The organism is Terrabacter sp. Soil811 (assembly GCF_001429655.1).
GTDB lineage: Bacteria > Actinomycetota > Actinomycetes > Actinomycetales > Dermatophilaceae > Terrabacter.
Genome location: NZ_LMSX01000002.1, coordinates 1 through 15,241, shown reverse-complemented (window position 1 = coordinate 15,241; position 15,241 = coordinate 1). Strand labels below are relative to the sequence as shown.

Sequence of the window (15,241 nt, the reverse complement as noted above, 5' to 3'; positions counted from 1 at the left end):
GGGGTCGACCGACTCGATGGTGTCACGCATGCTCCGGTCGGGCTCACGTGGCCACCAGTTGGAAACCTCGAGGTCATGCGCATGGTGGAGGAGGGAGTCGCCAGTCCCGAGGACTCGGACGCAAGACCGGAACGGGCTTCTGCGATGGACCCGAGCGACGAGGTGACGGGCCGTCACCCCGGAGCCAGCGCCACGCATACGCCATGACCGCGTGGGCGCCGGCGCACTTGCTAGGTTCGCCGCGTGGAGATCACGCGCATCGGAGCAGACGACTGGGAGCGGTTCCGATCGGCGCGGCTCGCGTCGTTGTCCGAGTCACCGGAAGCCTTCGGCTCGCGGTACGCCGACTGGGTCGATGCCCCGGACTGGCGGGTCACCTCATCAGCGCGGTGGCGGACTGGGCTGCGGCCCAGGGGATGTCGACCTATCTCATGGTCCGCAACGACAACGTCCGGGCGCGGACGGCGTACGAACGGGCCGGGTTCGTCGACACCGGAGTCCCGGAGGGGTGGCCGATCGATGAGCCGCCGGAGCGCCCGATGGAGCTGCGCACCTGACGTCGCGATGGCCCGGCACCTGCGAGGGATGGGGTCCCAGGCACCCCTCCATGAGCAGACCCGGGACCCCTGACGTCGGCAACTCGGGGTGAACCGTCGTCATCAGGAAGACGATCGAGAGCCCGGATCATGACGCGCTTTCCCGTCGGCGTGGCGTGCAGGATTCGCTCAGCCTGCTGTGGCACTCTCACTCTCGCGCGCCCGTCGATGCTCCCCTGTCTCGGCGGGCGCGCCCACGCCCCAGCAGCAACCCCCCTGCTGCTGGTGCACCCGGCGCGGCCCGCTCACCCCACCCGAGCGGGCTGCGCCTTCCTGCCTCGTCAGGACGACGGTCGTCCGGCGGACGAGGCGTAGGGTGGAGCCATCTCAGGCCGGTCGACCCCGGACCTCGGCGGCGGGCTTGTGGTTCATGCCCCAGAACCGAGGTTGCCCGTGACGACGTCCCGGCCGGACCCAGCAGTGGCTCGGATCCTGCTGCAGCTCGCCGACGAGCCTCTCCCGGCGGGAGCGGACGGACTCGTGAGCACCTTGACCCGGCTGTGCGCCGCCTTGGTGCGTCACCTCCCGGCGTCGGGATCAGGCATCAGCCTGGTCGGTGAGGGACACGGGTCGGCCGGGATCGCCGCCGCGGCGGGTCCTCGTAGCCGCAGTCTCGAGGAGCTGCAGTTCACCTTGGGCGAGGGTCCCTGTCTGGACGCCCATGCCTCGCGCCGGCCGATGCTCGAGCCCGACCTCGTGGGAGCCGGGTCGCACCGCTGGCCGATCTACGGCCCGCGCGCGGCCGAGCTCGGAGTCGGCGCGGTGTTCGCCTTTCCCTTGCAGATCGGCTCGGCGCGGGTGGGGGTGCTCGACATCTACCGCAGGCAGCCCGGTCCGCTCTCCGCCGAGGCGCTGGCGTCGGGCTACGGCTTCGCCGAGGTCGCGCTCCGGCTGCTGCTCCAGGAGCAGGCTGGGGCCTCCGAGGGCCGGGCTCCGGAGGGGCTGGACGACGTCCTCGCCCACCGCATGGAGGTCTACCAGGCGCAGGGGATGGTCATGGTCGACCTGGGGGTGAAGCCCGCCGAGGCGATGGCACGCCTGCGCGGACACGCCTTCGCGGCCGGCCAGGACATCGCTGCCGTGGCCCGGGACGTCATCGACGGCATACTCCATCTGCAGCGGGACCTTCCCCCTCACGATCCCGGGGAGCACCCATGACGCCTCGACACCGTCTGCGGACCATGCGCCCACACGCGCGCCTGCCGAAAGGAGCTGACCGCTCGTGATCGCCCTCGACAAGCTCACCGACGTCTTCGTGGCCGTCGCCGACACCCTCGTCGCCGACTTCGACATCATCGAGTTCCTCGAGCTCGTCGCTGAAAAGGCAGCGACGATCAGCGCGGCCAGCGCGGCCGGGATCGTCCTGGGCGACCCGACCGGGCGACTCCAGTTCGTGGCAGCCTCCGAGCAGTCGGTCCGGCTGCTCGAGGCGCTTGCCGTCCAGAGCGAGAGCGGTCCGTGCCAGGACTGCTTCCACACCGGTGGGCCCGTGGTCAACACCGACCTGCGTGACACCGAGGCACACCGCCGGTGGCCGGCGTTCGCGAGGCTCGCCACCTCCTTGGGCTACCAGTCGGTTCACGCGCTGCCGCTGCGGCACCAGGGCACCGCGATCGGTGCACTGACGCTGCTCAGCGTCCACGCGCATCCCCTCGAGGACGCGGACGTACGCGTCGTGCAGGCCGTCGCCGACATCGCCACGATCGGCATCCTGCAGGAGCGCTCCATCCGGGCCAGCGGCGTCCTCACCGAGCAGCTGCAGTACGCCCTGGTCAGCCGGATCAGCATCGAGCAGGCCAAGGGCATCCTCTCGCGCATCCACGGCATCGGCGTCGACGACGCCTTCTCCCTCCTGCGCTCGTACGCACGAGGCGCGGGCCTCGGTCTGAGCGCCGTCGCGAGCGAGGTCGTCAACGAGCCCGACCGCCACCCCACGCTCACCAGACCCCCGAGGTGACCGGTGGGTCGACCCCGCGAGCCTGTCGGCCCTCCCCCCTCCCGGTCCGTGGAGGCAGCGTTACAATCTGCGTATGGATGCAGATAGGCAGACTGATGCGCTACCCGACGACCAGGTCGAGCTGGCCGTCGAGGTCTTCCGGATGCTGGCCGATGGCACGCGGATCCGGCTGCTCTGGGCGCTGCGCGACGTCGAGCGTCCGGTGAACGAGCTCGCCGAGGCCCTCGGCAAGGCGGCGCCCTCGGTCTCGCAGCATCTCGCCAAGCTGAGGATGGCCCACATGGTGCGCACCCGGCGCGAGGGGAACCAGGTCTTCTACCGGGTCGAGAACGACCACGTGGCGAGCCTCGTCCGTGACGCGATCCACCACGCCGAGCACGCGTCGGACGGCGTCCCCGCACACCACCGGTCGGCCGGCTCGAGCATCACCCCGATCGGCAGGAACGAGCAGTCCCGGTGAACACGTCTCCCCATGACCACGAGCATGACCACGAGCACGACCACCCGCACGACCGGCACGGCGCCCGACCGCACCCTGGGCACGCCCATGGGCACGCGAGCCCGTGGGCTCGGCTGCGCCACGCGGTCACCCCGCACTCGCACGACGCCGCGGACTCCATCGACTCGGCCCTGGAGTCGAGCGCCCGCGGCATCCGCGCGGTGAAGATCAGCCTCGTCGTCCTCGGCGTCACCGCGTTCGCGCAGCTGGGCGTCGTCTATGTCTCCGGGTCGGTGGCGCTGCTCGCCGACACGATCCACAACTTCAGCGACGCGCTCACCGCGGTGCCGCTCTGGATCGCCTTCGTGCTCGGCCGGCGCGCCGCCACCCGCCGTTACACGTACGGCTACGGCCGCGCCGAGGACCTCGCCGGACTCTTCGTCATCGCCATGATCGCCCTGTCGGCCGTGCTCGCCGGATGGGAGGCCGTCGACCGCCTCCTGCACCCGGCGCCGGTCGACAACGTGGGATGGGTCGCCGTGGCGGGACTCGTCGGCTTCATCGGCAACGAGACCGTCGCGCTCTTCCGCATCCGCGAGGGCCGGGCCATCGGCTCGGCGGCCCTCGTGGCCGACGGCCACCATGCACGGACCGATGGCTTCACCTCCCTCGCGGTGCTCGTGGGCGCAGGCGGGGTCGCGGTCGGCTGGAACTGGGCCGACCCCGTCATCGGCCTGGTCATCACCGTCGCCATCGTCCTGGTGCTGCGCACCGCGGCCCGAGACGTCCTCCGTCGGCTCATGGACGGGATCGACCCCTCGCTCGTCGAGTCGGCCGAGCACACCCTCTCCCGCGTACCGGGCGTGACCGCAGTGCGCAGCGTGCGGATGCGCTGGATCGGCCACGAGATCCACGCGGAGGCCGAGCTCGACGTCGAGGCGACGACGAGCCTGGTCGCTGCCCACGCCGTCGCCCACCGCGCCGAGGCCGAGCTCGTGCGCACCACGGCCAGGCTCACGACGGCTGTGGTCCACGCCTACCCGGCGCACCAGGAGGGCGGGTCACGAGAACGTGTGTCGCAGACGGGGCTGTTCCGGGTAGGTGACGGACCAGTGTGATGCGTCGGCGGGGCGGCGTGTCGGCACGACTTCCCTATGCGAGGAGCTCGCCGTGATTGCCCTGGCCCTGACTGCGCCCGTCCTGGGTTTCGGTCTTCTGCTGACCCTGCAATGGTTCGAGGAGCGCGTCATGTCCGCCGACGCCGGTCCGGTGTCGGTGCAGCCGCGTTCGTAGTGTCGGCCGACGGACCCTCACGCAGGGTGTGGGTCCTTGCCGAGCAGCGAAAGTGCGTCCGAGGCACATCAGTCGACAGGTGCGATGACCAGCCAGAAGGGTCCCGGAGCTTGCACAGAGAGCGTTGTGCCGATGCTCGCGAGCGGCAGTCTGATGTCTGCTGCGGCTGCTCCTGCACACACGCTGCTGATGAGGACCTCATCGTCACCAGTGACGGTGTATCGACCCGGACCCGGACAGCTCACTGAGACGAAGGCTTCGGAGCCCGGTGGCGCCTTCAACGAGTACGTCGCCGTCGTCGTCCCGCGCTCGGACAACAGCGGACTGGGGCCCACCGCGGGCCCATGTTTGTCCCTCAGATCATTCATCGGGTCAGTAGGCGCCGCAGCGACGGCCGGCGTGCCGGGGGTCGACGCACCGCTCGAACTCGGGGCAACGCTCGTTGCCCCGACGGAAGCGCGAGCCGGTCCGTTGCCCGTGGCCGGCGTCGGGCTGGTCGAGCACGCCGCGGTAGAGGCGACGAGGACAGCCACGAGAACCGAGAGGTATCCCCCGCGCCGTGACCGTCCTCGCTCGGGTCGTGACGAGGGCACTGCAGCCCCGGTCGGTCCGGCCGGGGCTGCAGTGATGATGTGTGTCTGGACCACCGAGACGACTCAGGAGTGCGTGAACTCGATGGCGCTGGTGTTGCCCACGATCGTCCCGGTCTTGTCGGTGCGGAGGGTGCACGGAGCGATGAGGGTCTTCTTCGTGTAGCTGACCTTGTATGCGTGGTGCCCCGCCTCGATCCAGCCGGTCGACTGCGTCGAGGGGACCTTCCAGGAGTACGAACGGGTCACCGAACTCGTCCAGTCCTTCTTGATGGTGACGCCCACCGACACGCTTGCCTTCGCGAAGATGACGCCCGCCTCTGCCGACGTGGTTCCGGTGATGGATCCCCCTGTGGTCACCGACTCGCCGAGAGCGATGGTCAGGGTGCCGCCACTCCGCCCGTACGTCCGGGTGTCCGAGTCGCCGCGGTAGGTGGGCGACTGAGTCGTCGTGTAGTAGACATTGCCGACCTCCGCACAGGCGGCGTAGCTGGACGGAGCCGTCACCACGGCTGCCGCGGGAACCGCGAGCAGCAGGGTGAGCCCCTTGGCCATCAGGCCCTTGCGTGAACCACTGATAACGTCCACAGATTCTCCCCGTCTTGTTGTCCCGACGCCCTGACCGGGCGCGGCGACGAGGTCATCCTTTCGACGGCATAGTCGGCTGTCAATGACTCGGGAAGCTCTGTTTTCGGCTCTTCCGAGCACGTAGGCGCCGAGGCGGTCAGAGCCGCCCGGACGGGACTCCCGCCCGTGGATTCCCCTATGGGTCAAGGGATTTAGGGGTCGGTTGCGCATGGCGCTGGTCATGTCCCGAGGACGATCAGTTCCCGTGCCGCGGAGGGATGAAGTCATGGCCGGACTGAGGACGTACCCGCGCCCAGGGGTCTGCGGAACCGTCGGAGACAGCGGCCACTCACAGCGGGCGAGTGGCCCTCGGAGCCATCTCACAGCGTGGGTGGGTACGGTCACCTCGCCGTGGGACCGGCACTTCGAAGTCCACGAGGGGTGACGCCGAATGACATCCGCCGACGAGGTGCTGGCCGAGCTGCACCACACGCGTGCCTGGCAAGAGGACTTCTACCGCGACCTGCATGCCCATCCGGAGCTCAGCGGACGCGAGTCCGAGACAGCCGCGGCCGTCGCCCAGCGGCTCACCGGGTGGGGCTTCGAGATCCACGAGCTCGGTGGTGGAGTGGTCGGCGTGCTGCCGAACGGGTCCGGACAGACGGTGCTGTGCCGGGCCGACATGGACGCGCTGCCGGTCACCGAGCTGACCGGCCTGCCGTATGCGTCCACGGCCAAAGCCACGGACGAGACCGGAGCAACGGTCGGGGTCTCACACGCCTGCGGACACGACGTCCACGTCACCTGCCTCCTCGGTGCTGCCCAGTTGCTCGCGAGTCGACGCGACCTGTGGCACGGCACTTTCATCGCCCTGTTCCAGCCGGCCGAGGAGACGGCCTCGGGCGCGCAAGGAATGCTCGATGCCGGCTTGACCGGACGTGTCCCACGACCCGACGTCGCTTTCGCCCAGCACGTCCTGGACCTCCCGGCCGGGACCGTCGCAACGACCATCGGTCCCGTGATGTCAGCAGGCGACAGCATCAGGATCACCGTCTCCGGGGTCGGCTCACACGGCTCGATGCCACACCTGAGCGTCGACCCCGTCGTGCTCGCAGCATCCATCGTGGTCAGGCTGCAGACCATCGTGGCCCGTGAGACCAGACCCGGAGAGTTCGCCGTCGTGACGGTCGGAAGCAGCGTCGCCGGCACGAAGAGCAACGTCATCGCCGACCGAGCCGTGCTGCTGCTCAACGTCCGCACGTACGACGACGACGTCCGCGCTCAGGTGCTTGCGGCGATCGAACGCATCGTGCGGGCGGAGTGCGACGCTGCCGGATCCCCGCAGGCACCGACGTTCGACTACTACGACCAGTACCCCCTCACGAGCAACGACGACCGGGTCGGTGCGAGGGTGCGCAGCGCCTTCGAGCAGCACTTCGCCGACCGGGTGGTCGACCTCGGACGGGTGACGGCCAGTGAGGACTTCAGCCGGATCCCGGACGCCTTCGGGACGCCGTATGCCTACTGGGGCGTCGGTGGGTTCGCCGACGCCTCCGCAGCGCCACCGAACCACTCCCCCTACTTCGCACCCTTGATCCAGCCCACGCTCGACACGGGCACGTCTGCGCTCGTCGTCGCGGCCCTGACCTATCTCGCGAAGTAGCCCGGCTGAACCAAGGCTTCCGCGGCCCAGAGGGAGCAGCCGTACACCGAGTGAGCCGGCTCCCGTCGTCGAGAGCAGCGCCTGACGCAGAGCCCCCTGGCTCAGTCGCTCTCCACGAGATGGCGCGTGGTCCAGGCTCTTCAACCGGCCGCGATGGCCAGCCGGCCGGCAGGGTCGAGGCGACGAAGGATCGCACCAGCGATCTCGGACAGCTCCGAGACCTGCTCGGGAGTCAGGGCATCGATGACGTGCTCACGCACGGTGGAGACGTGCCCCGGCGCCGCAGCGACGAGCACCTGGTGGCCGTCGTCGGTGAGCCGCGCGTTCGTGGCGCGGCCGTCCTCGGGGCAGGGAAACCGCGTCACGAGCCCACGTTCCTCAAGTCGTCGTACGACGTGCGACAGACGCGTGAGGGACGCGTTGGTCTGCTGGGCCAGGGCGGTCATGCGCAGGGTCCAGCTGGGCGCCTCGGACAGCATGGCGAGGACGAAGTACTCGAAGTGCGTGAGCCCCGAGTCACGCCGCAGCTGAGCATCCAGCACTCCCGGAATCAGCTCGACCATGGCGACGAGGCGCTTCCAGGCCACGAGCTGTTCGGGGTCGAGCCATGAACCCGTCGAGAGGGGCCCCCCGGAGGGCAGGAGGCTGCTTTGGGCCTCGGAGCTCGATGGGGATCGCATGAACCGAGCATAGCCGATTACTTGACACATGAAGTAATCACTGTCATCTTGGTTGAAGCATCAACCAATCACTTCAGGAGACAGCCATGGCGCACATCAGCATCATCGGGACCGGCAACATGGGTCAGGCCATCGCCGGCGTGTTCGGCAAGGGCGGCCACTCCGTACAGCTGCTCGGCCAGAGCGACGGCTCCACGACCGTCACCGGCGACATCGTCGTCCTCGCGGTGCCCTACGCCGCGGTGCCGGCCATCGTCGCCGAGCGTGGCGAGAGCCTCGCGGGCAAGACGGTCGTGGACATCACCAACCCGGTGAACTTCGAGACGTTCGACTCCCTCGTCGTCCCGGCAGACAGCTCCGCGACCGCCGAGATCGCACGGGCACTCCCCCGGTCAACGGTGCTCAAGGCGTTCAACACGACCTTCGCTGGCACGTTGGCCTCGGGTGTCGTCGGGCCGAACACGACGACCGTTCTCATCGCCGGGGATGACGCCGACGCGAAGTCCGAGCTCTCCGACGCGATCGCCGCTGGTGGCCTCAAGGCGATCGACGCCGGCTCACTGGCCCGCGCCCGCGAGCTCGAGGCCCTCGGCTTCCTCCAGATCTCCCTCGCAGCGAGCGAGAAGGTCTCCTGGTCGGCCGGCTTCGCCGTCATCGCCTGACCCACCTCCGACAGACGATGCCTTCCACCCAGTTCGGCCGTCCCGTCGCGGTGACCACAGGCTCCGCAGACCCGGACGCACCGCTCGTCGTGCTCCTGCACGGACGAGGCTCGGACGAGTCCTCGATCCTCTCGCTGGTGCCCTACCTACCCACCGGTCCCACCTACGCCGCGGTCCGGGCACCGATCGTGGAGGGCGGAGGCTTCGCCTGGTTCGCCAACCGCGGGATCGGCCGGCCCGTGGCGGAGTCGCTTTCCGAGACCCTCACCTGGTTCACCGCGTGGCTGGACTCCGTCGCGCCGGAAGGCCGCCCGGTCGTCCTCGTCGGGTTCAGCGGCGGGGCCGCCTTCGCCGGCGGTCTCGTGCTGTCCGACCCGCGCCGGTACGCGGGGGCAGCGATCCTCCTCGGGACGCTGCCCTTCGAGGCCGGGGTACCCGTGACCGCACACGGCCTCGACGGGACACAGATCTTCGTCGCGCAGGGTGACCAGGACTTCGTGATCCCGAGGGACCTCCTCGACCGCACGTGGGCCTACCTCCACGGCGAGTCCGGCGCTGTGGTCGTCTCCCGGCGTGACGCGGGGGGCCACACCATCACCCAGGAGACGCTGGCGGCCCTGGGTGACTGGCTGGTCACCCTGATGGATGACCCCTCCGAAGCCCCTTCGGAGTGAGCCACGGCGGCGCGCCCACCCTCCACGTCGAGGCGCGGCTTGCGTGCCCCTGGACGCCCAACCGCAGATGGGCTCCCTCAGTGTCAGCCGTCCACGACGTCGTGCCCGTGTTTCGCCAGCTCGGTCTCGAACGCTGGGTGCAGTTGCTCGGGCACCCAGATGCCCCATTCGCCGTGCGCCGAGCCAGGGAACATGCCCGGGGAGATGGCGCAGAGACCGCTCGGATCTGATCCGATGACGACGTCCAGTGCTTGGGCGGCGGCCCCGGCGTCGACCTCGAATTCGGGTCGGTAGGCCGGGGCCCAGATGGCGTAGCCGGTGATCTCGCCGATGCGGTCGCTGTACCTGTAGAAGGTGGCCATACGCCAACGTAGCGGCCGCAGTCCGGGGCCGGATGCCTCTTGCCCCTGTCGGGAGGCGAAAGCCACGGCCGGAGTCCTCCGCTATTTGCGGAGACGTCACCGCAGGTCAGAGGCCGAAAGTGGATGAGTCGGCCGATACGCCGGTGATTGAGACGGCCCCATCGCTTCGTGCTGCGTGTGGCGTCCCAAGCCTCTGACCTGCGCAAACGTGCTTTTGGCACTGTTGGGTGCGATGGCTCGTCAGGGCCCTGCTCGGAGACGTTGCGGACTTTTGCGGACTAGATTCGGACGGGACGGGACGGGACGGGGTCGCGCACTCCCCCGCCACTCACACGACCCAGGCCCGCTCGCCCACTTCTCGTCGCGGATGGAGGTCTTCCGGTGATGCCGAGTTGAGGACGCCCTTCCGACCATGCCGTGCGTCGACGAGGATCGCCCCGCCTCTGACGCTGTCATGACCGCTGGAGCAGCGACATGCTCACGGAGATGTCGTGACCAACGAGACAGGGTCCACGAACTGTTACCGCGAGAGAATGGAGATGGAAGGCAGGAGGAATCCTGATGAGCCAGATCTCAACGACGATCGAGTACGAGATTCACAGCGCTTTGTTCTGGAGCGAGCGACTCGGCGGCTACGGCAGTGAGATGGCGCGACGCGCGAACCGTTTCGCGCTCGCGGCAGCACTGCTGAGTGCGCTGACCGGCGCCGCTGTGTGGACGACGTTGAGCGAGTCGCAAGGTGTGGTGGCTCAGCTCGTCGTCACGGCGATGGCCGTCGCCTCGGCCGGGCTGGCCATGTGGCCCAGCACGGCAGGCTACGCAGAATGCTCGAAGCAGTCCGCGGCCTTGGCCAGCGACTACGGGCAGGTCTTGGTGAGACTGCGTCGAGCGATGGACCATATGCACGCGAGCCACCGCACCAATGTGCTTCCGAAGGAACTGGCGGCGGAGGTGGACGGCGCTATCGAAGAGTTCCAGAAGGTGCGCGCACGGAAGGAAGCCCTCAGGCCTTACCCTCGCTCATTGGAGCAACAGATTCGAAGTATTCGCCTCGACCGAGGCATGGAGTCGAATCCAGCCGCTCTTGCTGACCTCAGGTCGCACGTCACCGCGTGATGGCGCTCTCGATTTTGCTGATCGTCCTATTCTGAAAATCACCCGGTCTGCCGGCATGGGCCCTTCATGGCGATCCCCAGAACTCGATCTCGGAGATCGAGGTGTCAGGAAAGCGGTCCACGGTCACGCCCGAGTAGACACTCACGATCCGCAGCGTGAGTGTCCGCACGTCTGTGAAGTCGACTTCCGCCGTCTGGAATACGGCGACGTGATCTTGAGTCCCAGCATCGGTGAGCGTCAGCAGACGGTTCGCCGCGCCGTCCGGTGTCGTGTCGCCACCCTGGGTTGGGACGTTTCGGAGCACGCGTTGCTGTCCCGGTGCGGCCGCAAGGACATCCTCGTCCTGTGACGCGGTGACGGCGAGGGCGCGAACTCGTGGATTGCGGGTGTAGAGGGGCCAGGACTGCCCGTATCCGTTGACGATGCACAGCAGAGACAAGGCCACAGGATGGTCGAAATGAAAGGTTAGAGACTCGTTCAGCCCGAGCCCTGGGGCACCCTCAGCCCAACCGGTCGCAGTGTCACCATCGACAACCCGGTCGGCTCCGTAGGTGAGTTCTCGTCCCTGCGAGTCATGTTCGGGGTCGCGCGACGAGCTCGCTTCTTGGTCAGCTGGGCGGAGGCTAGCGAGGTCCTTGGTCGCATCGCAGGTCGGTGGAGCGATGGCCTCCGTCACTCTGGCGCTGAAGACGGCGCCCAATGCGGTGGCAAGGAGCGTGATGAATACCCCTTGCACGATCGCTCGCACGAGCCACGTGCGGTTGTCCTCGGCCATTTGATGATCCCTCGGAACCGGTCCTATCTCAGGATGGCACGCGGCGAACGACCTTGCGCGAACTTCGAGGATCCACGATCCGGCGTGCTGCAGACCTTGGCATCGGGATGCTCGTTCTCGCTCAGAACGAACGAATCAACGCGGACACGTTTGCATGCAGTCGTGAGGTGCACAGGGCCAGCGTCTTGGCCCGCATGAGTAATGCAGACACCTCTCAGATGCCGATGTAGTGTCGATGTGCCTCAAACGAGTCCATACATGAACGCCTCGGGACGCCCCGCAGCCAACGCAAATCTGCTTGCAACGGCGAGACACGCGCTTATGCCGCCGATCGGTCGTTCCGATGAGCGCTCTCGTTGTCTTGGGCCGGGAAAATGCGTTGCGAACGGGCATCCCGAGATGTTGGGTGGACTGGCCCAACGACCGGAGAGGGACCTGACGCAAATGTTGCCGACCCCGACGCTGCTGACTCGTCACCTTCGACTGCGTCCCTTCGACGACACGGATGCCAACGACCTCTTCGAGTTGCAGAGCAATGCGTTTGTGCTGCGCCACTGGGACTCACCGCCCTGGAGCGATCGCGGGCGTTCCGAGCGTTTCATCGAGGCTTGCCGGCAGATGGCCGAAGAGGGTACGGGGGCGCGAGTAGCCGTGGACCGCGACTCCGACGGAGCGTTCATCGGGTGGTGCCACCTGAGCAAGTGGGATCCGGACTACCGGAGCGCCTCACTGGGCTATTGCTTCACCGAGGCGTCGTGGGGCCACGGCTACGCGATGGAGGCCGCGCGTGCTCTGCTCGGGTGGGCGTTCGACACGCTGGACCTGAATCGTGTCCAGGCTGAGGCAGATACGCGCAATATCGCATCCGCCCGTGTGCTTGAGAAGCTCGGGTTCGTGCGCGAAGGGCGGTTGCGTGAAGACTGCGTCGTGAATGGCGAGGTCTCTGATTCCTGGGTCTTCGGATTGCTCAGGCGGGACTGGCAGCCCTCCTCCGAGCCGGTTCACACTCGCTGAGTCGGGGCTCAACAGGTGCACGCTCATGTAGCCGCGTTGAGGACGGACGTCCCACCCTGCAGCCAGACAGTCGTCAATACCGGACAATCGGCATACTCGAACCACCAAGATGTGCTCATGACTCAGCCCGCATTGGACCTCGTGGCCGGAATGCCAGCGCACTTCGAGATGCCGATGGAGTTCCTGGAGCTCGCCGAGTGGGCGGAGCGGGTCAGGTACGTGCGCAACGGCTACGGCTCCTTGGTCGACCCCGGCCAGGACGGGCGTTCGCTCGTCGAGATCGGCGACCCTGCTCGCGTCGGCTGGAGCGGGTATCTGACCGGCCCGGACCGACTGTGGTTCGTCCTCCGAACGGGCGGAGATGGGTCTTCAGTGTGCCTGTGGCTGGATGACCAGGGGCAGCAACAGGTGGTCCACCACGGGTCGGGTTCGGGGTCAATCCTCTTCGCGGTGCTGCCCTCCGCCCTGCACGTCCTACGCCTATTGGCGGTCGGCTACCCAGAGCCGTGTTGGAACGAGGACTGGGCCAGTCCTCCGGAGGATGACGACCCGGGGTTGGCTGCCTATCGCTCGTGGTGCCGTGAAAGGTGGGACATCATTCCAGCCGAGACCGGAGTCGTGGCACTCGGTCTTCAAGCGGTTGCCGACCAGTGGACCCGGACAGAGGGTCCGCAAGGCGACCCCTTCGGTCAATGGCTCGAGCGGCCCGGAACGGTAGTTGCGCGCTGACCACCACCATCCGGAGGCGGTACCCCCCTCGCCGGCGAAGACTCAGGACAGGTACGGATTGGTGTGCATGCTTGATATGTGGGTGATCCTTCGGGGTCGCCGGCGCTCCTACGTTGGGGTGTCCGTTCTCCTCGAGGAGGCCCCGTATGTCGAGCGTTGTGTCGTGTCTGATTCCGTCCGCTGCGCCTCGGCAGGAGCTGTTCGGTGATCCGCTGTTGGATGCCTACCTGGAGTTCTTGTCGGGGCGTTGTCGGCCGAACTCGGTGCTGGCTGCACGGTTCGACCTGACGGTCTTCTTCCGTGTGGTGGCCAAGCCGATCGAGGCGGTGACGGCGACGGACGTTCTGGGGTTCATCACCGCCCAGCGCAGCGGCGCCACGCACCTTCCGGACCCGCTGCTCGGCCCTGTCGGCGGTGACATGGTCGGGGTGTCGCTGCGGACCGTGCGTCGCCGGTTGTCCACGGTCGCAGGCTTGTACGCGTTCCTGACCGCCCGAGGCGACGTGCCCGTCAACCCAGTCCCACGCGGGCTGCCGACCCGGCGGGAACGTCACCGGCCGTCCCAGGGTGTGCCGTTGATCCGGGCGCCGCGACGGACGTTGCCGCGGATCCTGACCCCGGTCGAGGTCGACGCGCTGACGACCGCGTTGCGCACCCACCGGGACCGGGCCATGGTCGCCGCGATGCTGCTCGGTGGGCTGCGGCGCTGCGAGGTCCTCGGGCTGCGCCTGGAGGATGTCCGGGCCGCGGAGCGGCGGCTGTTCATCGCCGAGGGCAAGGGCGGGCACCAACGATTCGTGCCGATCTCCTCCCGGTTCTTCGAGCACCTGGGCGCCTACCTCGAGCAGGAGCGACCCGAGGACGCCGACACCGACGCCGTGTTCCTCGTGCTCAAACGCCCCCGGCGGGGCCGGCCGTTGAGCGCGTACGGCCTCGACGAGGTCCTCGACGGCGCCCGGACCCGGGCCGGGCTGGCGCACGCGTCCTGTCACGAGCTGCGCCACACCTGCCTGACCCGGCTGCGGGAGGCCGGGATGCCACTGGAGGCCGTCCAGGCCCAAGCCGGACACGCCATCGAGTCGACCCGGATCTATCTGCACCTGGCCGACGACTGGCTCGCCTCCCAGTACCGCCGCGCCGCGGAAGTCATCGACGCCCAGGTCTTCGCCGGCACGTCCCCTGCGTCGACAGGCCCGAGCGCGTCGACCGTCCCACTCGTGCCGCCGCATCTTCGGGACCATCCAGACCGGCAAGACCGAGCCCCGGTCCCGGGGTTCCGGAGGCTGCGGTGAGCGGCCCGCTGCTGCTGCCGACCTGGGAGCAGCTCGAGGCGACCCACCCGCAGGTGGTGGCCACGATGCGCACCTACCTGGCCCAGGTCGCCTGCGTCCTACGCCCGGGCAGCGTCACCGGCGCTGACCTCGCGCTGCGCTCCTTCACCACCTACCTCGCCGCGGAACACCCTGCCCTGCAACGCGTTCGGGACATCGACCGTCCCCAGGTCGAGGGCTTCAAGACGTGGGTGGCGGCCAGGCCCGGACAGAACAAGGCTCGCGTCACCCTGGCCACCATCGCCCACCGCCTCGGCACCCTGCGCGTGTTCTTCACCCGGATCGATGAATGGGGCTGGGACGACGCCCCACCCCGGGTCCCGATGTTCCTCGGCGACGTGCCCCGACAACAGCACGCCCTGCCCAAGGCCCTCGATGACCCGAGCGCAGCCAAGCTGCTGCGCGCCGCGCAAGCCGACCAGCGGATGCTCGTCGGGGTCACCGTCGAGTTCCTCCTACGCACCGGCCTACGCGTCGGGGAATACACGGCCCTGGCCAGCGACGCGGTCGTCCTGATCGGCGACACCCATTGGCTCCACGTCCCGGTCGGCAAGCTCCACGAAGACCGCTACCTGCCGCTGCACCCACGCATCGTCGAGCTCATCGACACCTACCGCGCCGCGCACGTCCCACCCGGACACCCACTGCTCATCCCCTACGAAAACGGCAGGGCCCTGGACCGGCACGCCGTCACCCGGTTCATCAACACAGCCGGCTCCGCGGCCGGCCTCGGCCACATCCACCCCCACCAGCTCCGGCACACCCTGGCCACCCAAGCCATCAACCGCGGCAT

18 protein-coding genes are annotated in these 15,241 nt (G+C 68.3%); 14 read left to right on the top strand and 4 right to left on the bottom strand.

Annotated features, from left to right (window positions below):
- Positions 1 to 203 precede the first annotated feature (203 nt).
- The 6 genes from ASH01_RS23840 to ASH01_RS23835 all read left to right on the top strand — a co-directional run bounded on the left by ASH01_RS23840 (position 204) and on the right by ASH01_RS23835 (position 4,285).
- Positions 204 to 557: a GNAT family N-acetyltransferase gene (locus ASH01_RS23840; RefSeq protein ID WP_156415461.1), complete on the top strand. Its 354-nt coding sequence runs from the start codon at positions 204 to 206 to the stop codon at positions 555 to 557.
- Between the two features lie 519 nt (positions 558 to 1,076).
- Positions 1,077 to 1,754, top strand: coding sequence for a GAF and ANTAR domain-containing protein (locus ASH01_RS05830; RefSeq protein WP_156415460.1), 678 nt, complete (start codon positions 1,077 to 1,079; stop codon positions 1,752 to 1,754).
- 64 nt (positions 1,755 to 1,818) lie between these two features.
- Positions 1,819 to 2,553, top strand: coding sequence for a GAF and ANTAR domain-containing protein (locus ASH01_RS05825; protein ID WP_056772827.1), 735 nt, complete (start codon positions 1,819 to 1,821; stop codon positions 2,551 to 2,553).
- 73 nt (positions 2,554 to 2,626) lie between these two features.
- Positions 2,627 to 3,013: an ArsR/SmtB family transcription factor gene (locus ASH01_RS05820; protein ID WP_056772825.1), complete on the top strand. Its 387-nt coding sequence runs from the start codon at positions 2,627 to 2,629 to the stop codon at positions 3,011 to 3,013.
- The gene (locus tag ASH01_RS05815) at positions 3,010 to 4,110 is read left to right on the top strand and encodes a cation diffusion facilitator family transporter (protein WP_056772821.1); all 1,101 of its coding nucleotides are present in this window, start codon (positions 3,010 to 3,012) and stop codon (positions 4,108 to 4,110) included. Before ASH01_RS05820 ends, ASH01_RS05815 begins: the two co-directional genes overlap by 4 nt.
- A gap of 52 nt (positions 4,111 to 4,162) precedes the next feature.
- Entirely contained in the window at positions 4,163 to 4,285 is a 123-nt protein-coding gene (locus ASH01_RS23835; protein ID WP_255358395.1) for a hypothetical protein, read from the top strand.
- A gap of 656 nt (positions 4,286 to 4,941) precedes the next feature.
- On the opposite strand, the gene ASH01_RS05805 is transcribed toward ASH01_RS23835, so the two are convergent.
- Positions 4,942 to 5,463, bottom strand: coding sequence for a hypothetical protein (locus tag ASH01_RS05805; protein WP_156415459.1), 522 nt, complete (start codon positions 5,461 to 5,463; stop codon positions 4,942 to 4,944).
- A 430-nt stretch (positions 5,464 to 5,893) separates the two neighbouring features.
- Between ASH01_RS05805 and ASH01_RS05800 the strand changes: the two genes are divergently transcribed.
- Positions 5,894 to 7,105 carry an amidohydrolase gene (locus ASH01_RS05800; RefSeq protein ID WP_056772812.1) on the top strand — a complete coding sequence of 404 codons (1,212 nt, stop codon included), beginning with the start codon at positions 5,894 to 5,896 and terminating at the stop codon, positions 7,103 to 7,105.
- A 140-nt stretch (positions 7,106 to 7,245) separates the two neighbouring features.
- Here the strand turns inward: ASH01_RS05800 and ASH01_RS05795 are convergent, their stop codons facing one another.
- Positions 7,246 to 7,668, bottom strand: a complete 423-nt coding sequence (locus tag ASH01_RS05795) for a MarR family winged helix-turn-helix transcriptional regulator (protein WP_056773028.1) — start codon at positions 7,666 to 7,668, stop codon at positions 7,246 to 7,248.
- A gap of 203 nt (positions 7,669 to 7,871) precedes the next feature.
- Between ASH01_RS05795 and ASH01_RS05790 the strand changes: the two genes are divergently transcribed.
- A complete protein-coding gene (locus ASH01_RS05790) occupies positions 7,872 to 8,447 on the top strand; it encodes an NADPH-dependent F420 reductase (RefSeq protein WP_056772809.1) in 576 nt (191 codons plus the stop codon).
- Between the two features lie 17 nt (positions 8,448 to 8,464).
- Complete coding sequence (locus ASH01_RS05785; RefSeq protein WP_056772807.1) at positions 8,465 to 9,121, top strand: alpha/beta hydrolase; 657 nt, start codon at positions 8,465 to 8,467, stop codon at positions 9,119 to 9,121.
- An 83-nt stretch (positions 9,122 to 9,204) separates the two neighbouring features.
- Here ASH01_RS05785 and ASH01_RS05780 read toward each other — a convergent pair whose 3' ends face one another.
- Entirely contained in the window at positions 9,205 to 9,483 is a 279-nt protein-coding gene (locus ASH01_RS05780) for a hypothetical protein (RefSeq protein ID WP_056772803.1), read from the bottom strand.
- A 561-nt stretch (positions 9,484 to 10,044) separates the two neighbouring features.
- Between ASH01_RS05780 and ASH01_RS05775 the strand changes: the two genes are divergently transcribed.
- Complete coding sequence (locus tag ASH01_RS05775; protein WP_056772801.1) at positions 10,045 to 10,599, top strand: hypothetical protein; 555 nt, start codon at positions 10,045 to 10,047, stop codon at positions 10,597 to 10,599.
- Between the two features lie 64 nt (positions 10,600 to 10,663).
- Here ASH01_RS05775 and ASH01_RS05770 read toward each other — a convergent pair whose 3' ends face one another.
- On the bottom strand, positions 10,664 to 11,374 hold the full coding sequence (locus ASH01_RS05770) for an NADase-type glycan-binding domain-containing protein (RefSeq protein ID WP_056772798.1): 711 nt from the start codon (positions 11,372 to 11,374) through the stop codon (positions 10,664 to 10,666).
- Between the two features lie 444 nt (positions 11,375 to 11,818).
- Between ASH01_RS05770 and ASH01_RS05765 the strand changes: the two genes are divergently transcribed.
- From ASH01_RS05765 to ASH01_RS05750, 4 genes are all read left to right on the top strand, one after another.
- On the top strand, positions 11,819 to 12,388 hold the full coding sequence (locus ASH01_RS05765; RefSeq protein ID WP_200961761.1) for a GNAT family N-acetyltransferase: 570 nt from the start codon (positions 11,819 to 11,821) through the stop codon (positions 12,386 to 12,388).
- A gap of 117 nt (positions 12,389 to 12,505) precedes the next feature.
- On the top strand, positions 12,506 to 13,117 hold the full coding sequence (locus tag ASH01_RS05760) for a hypothetical protein (RefSeq protein WP_056773025.1): 612 nt from the start codon (positions 12,506 to 12,508) through the stop codon (positions 13,115 to 13,117).
- Positions 13,118 to 13,263: 146 nt separating this feature from the next.
- Positions 13,264 to 14,409, top strand: coding sequence for a tyrosine-type recombinase/integrase (locus ASH01_RS05755; RefSeq protein ID WP_082619439.1), 1,146 nt, complete (start codon positions 13,264 to 13,266; stop codon positions 14,407 to 14,409).
- Positions 14,406 to 15,241 (top strand): tyrosine-type recombinase/integrase (locus tag ASH01_RS05750; protein ID WP_156415458.1); only part of this gene is annotated, 836 nt, incomplete at its 3' end. The genes ASH01_RS05755 and ASH01_RS05750, both read left to right, overlap by 4 nt.

Excerpts from the sequence above, each read along its gene's own strand:
- ASH01_RS05770 (WP_056772798.1), bottom strand. The coding sequence starts at position 11,374 with ATGGCCGAGGACAACCGCACGTGGCTCGTGCGAGCGATCGTGCAAGGG.
- ASH01_RS05780 (WP_056772803.1), bottom strand. The coding sequence starts at position 9,483 with ATGGCCACCTTCTACAGGTACAGCGACCGCATCGGCGAGATCACCGGC.
- ASH01_RS05760 (WP_056773025.1), top strand. The coding sequence starts at position 12,506 with ATGACTCAGCCCGCATTGGACCTCGTGGCCGGAATGCCAGCGCACTTC.
- ASH01_RS05790 (WP_056772809.1), top strand. The coding sequence starts at position 7,872 with ATGGCGCACATCAGCATCATCGGGACCGGCAACATGGGTCAGGCCATC.
- ASH01_RS05755 (WP_082619439.1), top strand. The coding sequence starts at position 13,264 with ATGTCGAGCGTTGTGTCGTGTCTGATTCCGTCCGCTGCGCCTCGGCAG.
- ASH01_RS05765 (WP_200961761.1), top strand. The coding sequence starts at position 11,819 with ATGTTGCCGACCCCGACGCTGCTGACTCGTCACCTTCGACTGCGTCCC.
- ASH01_RS05800 (WP_056772812.1), top strand. The coding sequence starts at position 5,894 with ATGACATCCGCCGACGAGGTGCTGGCCGAGCTGCACCACACGCGTGCC.
- ASH01_RS05795 (WP_056773028.1), bottom strand. The coding sequence starts at position 7,668 with ATGGTCGAGCTGATTCCGGGAGTGCTGGATGCTCAGCTGCGGCGTGAC.
- ASH01_RS05785 (WP_056772807.1), top strand. The coding sequence starts at position 8,465 with ATGCCTTCCACCCAGTTCGGCCGTCCCGTCGCGGTGACCACAGGCTCC.
- ASH01_RS05775 (WP_056772801.1), top strand. The coding sequence starts at position 10,045 with ATGAGCCAGATCTCAACGACGATCGAGTACGAGATTCACAGCGCTTTG.
- ASH01_RS23840 (WP_156415461.1), top strand. The coding sequence starts at position 204 with ATGACCGCGTGGGCGCCGGCGCACTTGCTAGGTTCGCCGCGTGGAGAT.
- ASH01_RS05820 (WP_056772825.1), top strand. The coding sequence starts at position 2,627 with ATGGATGCAGATAGGCAGACTGATGCGCTACCCGACGACCAGGTCGAG.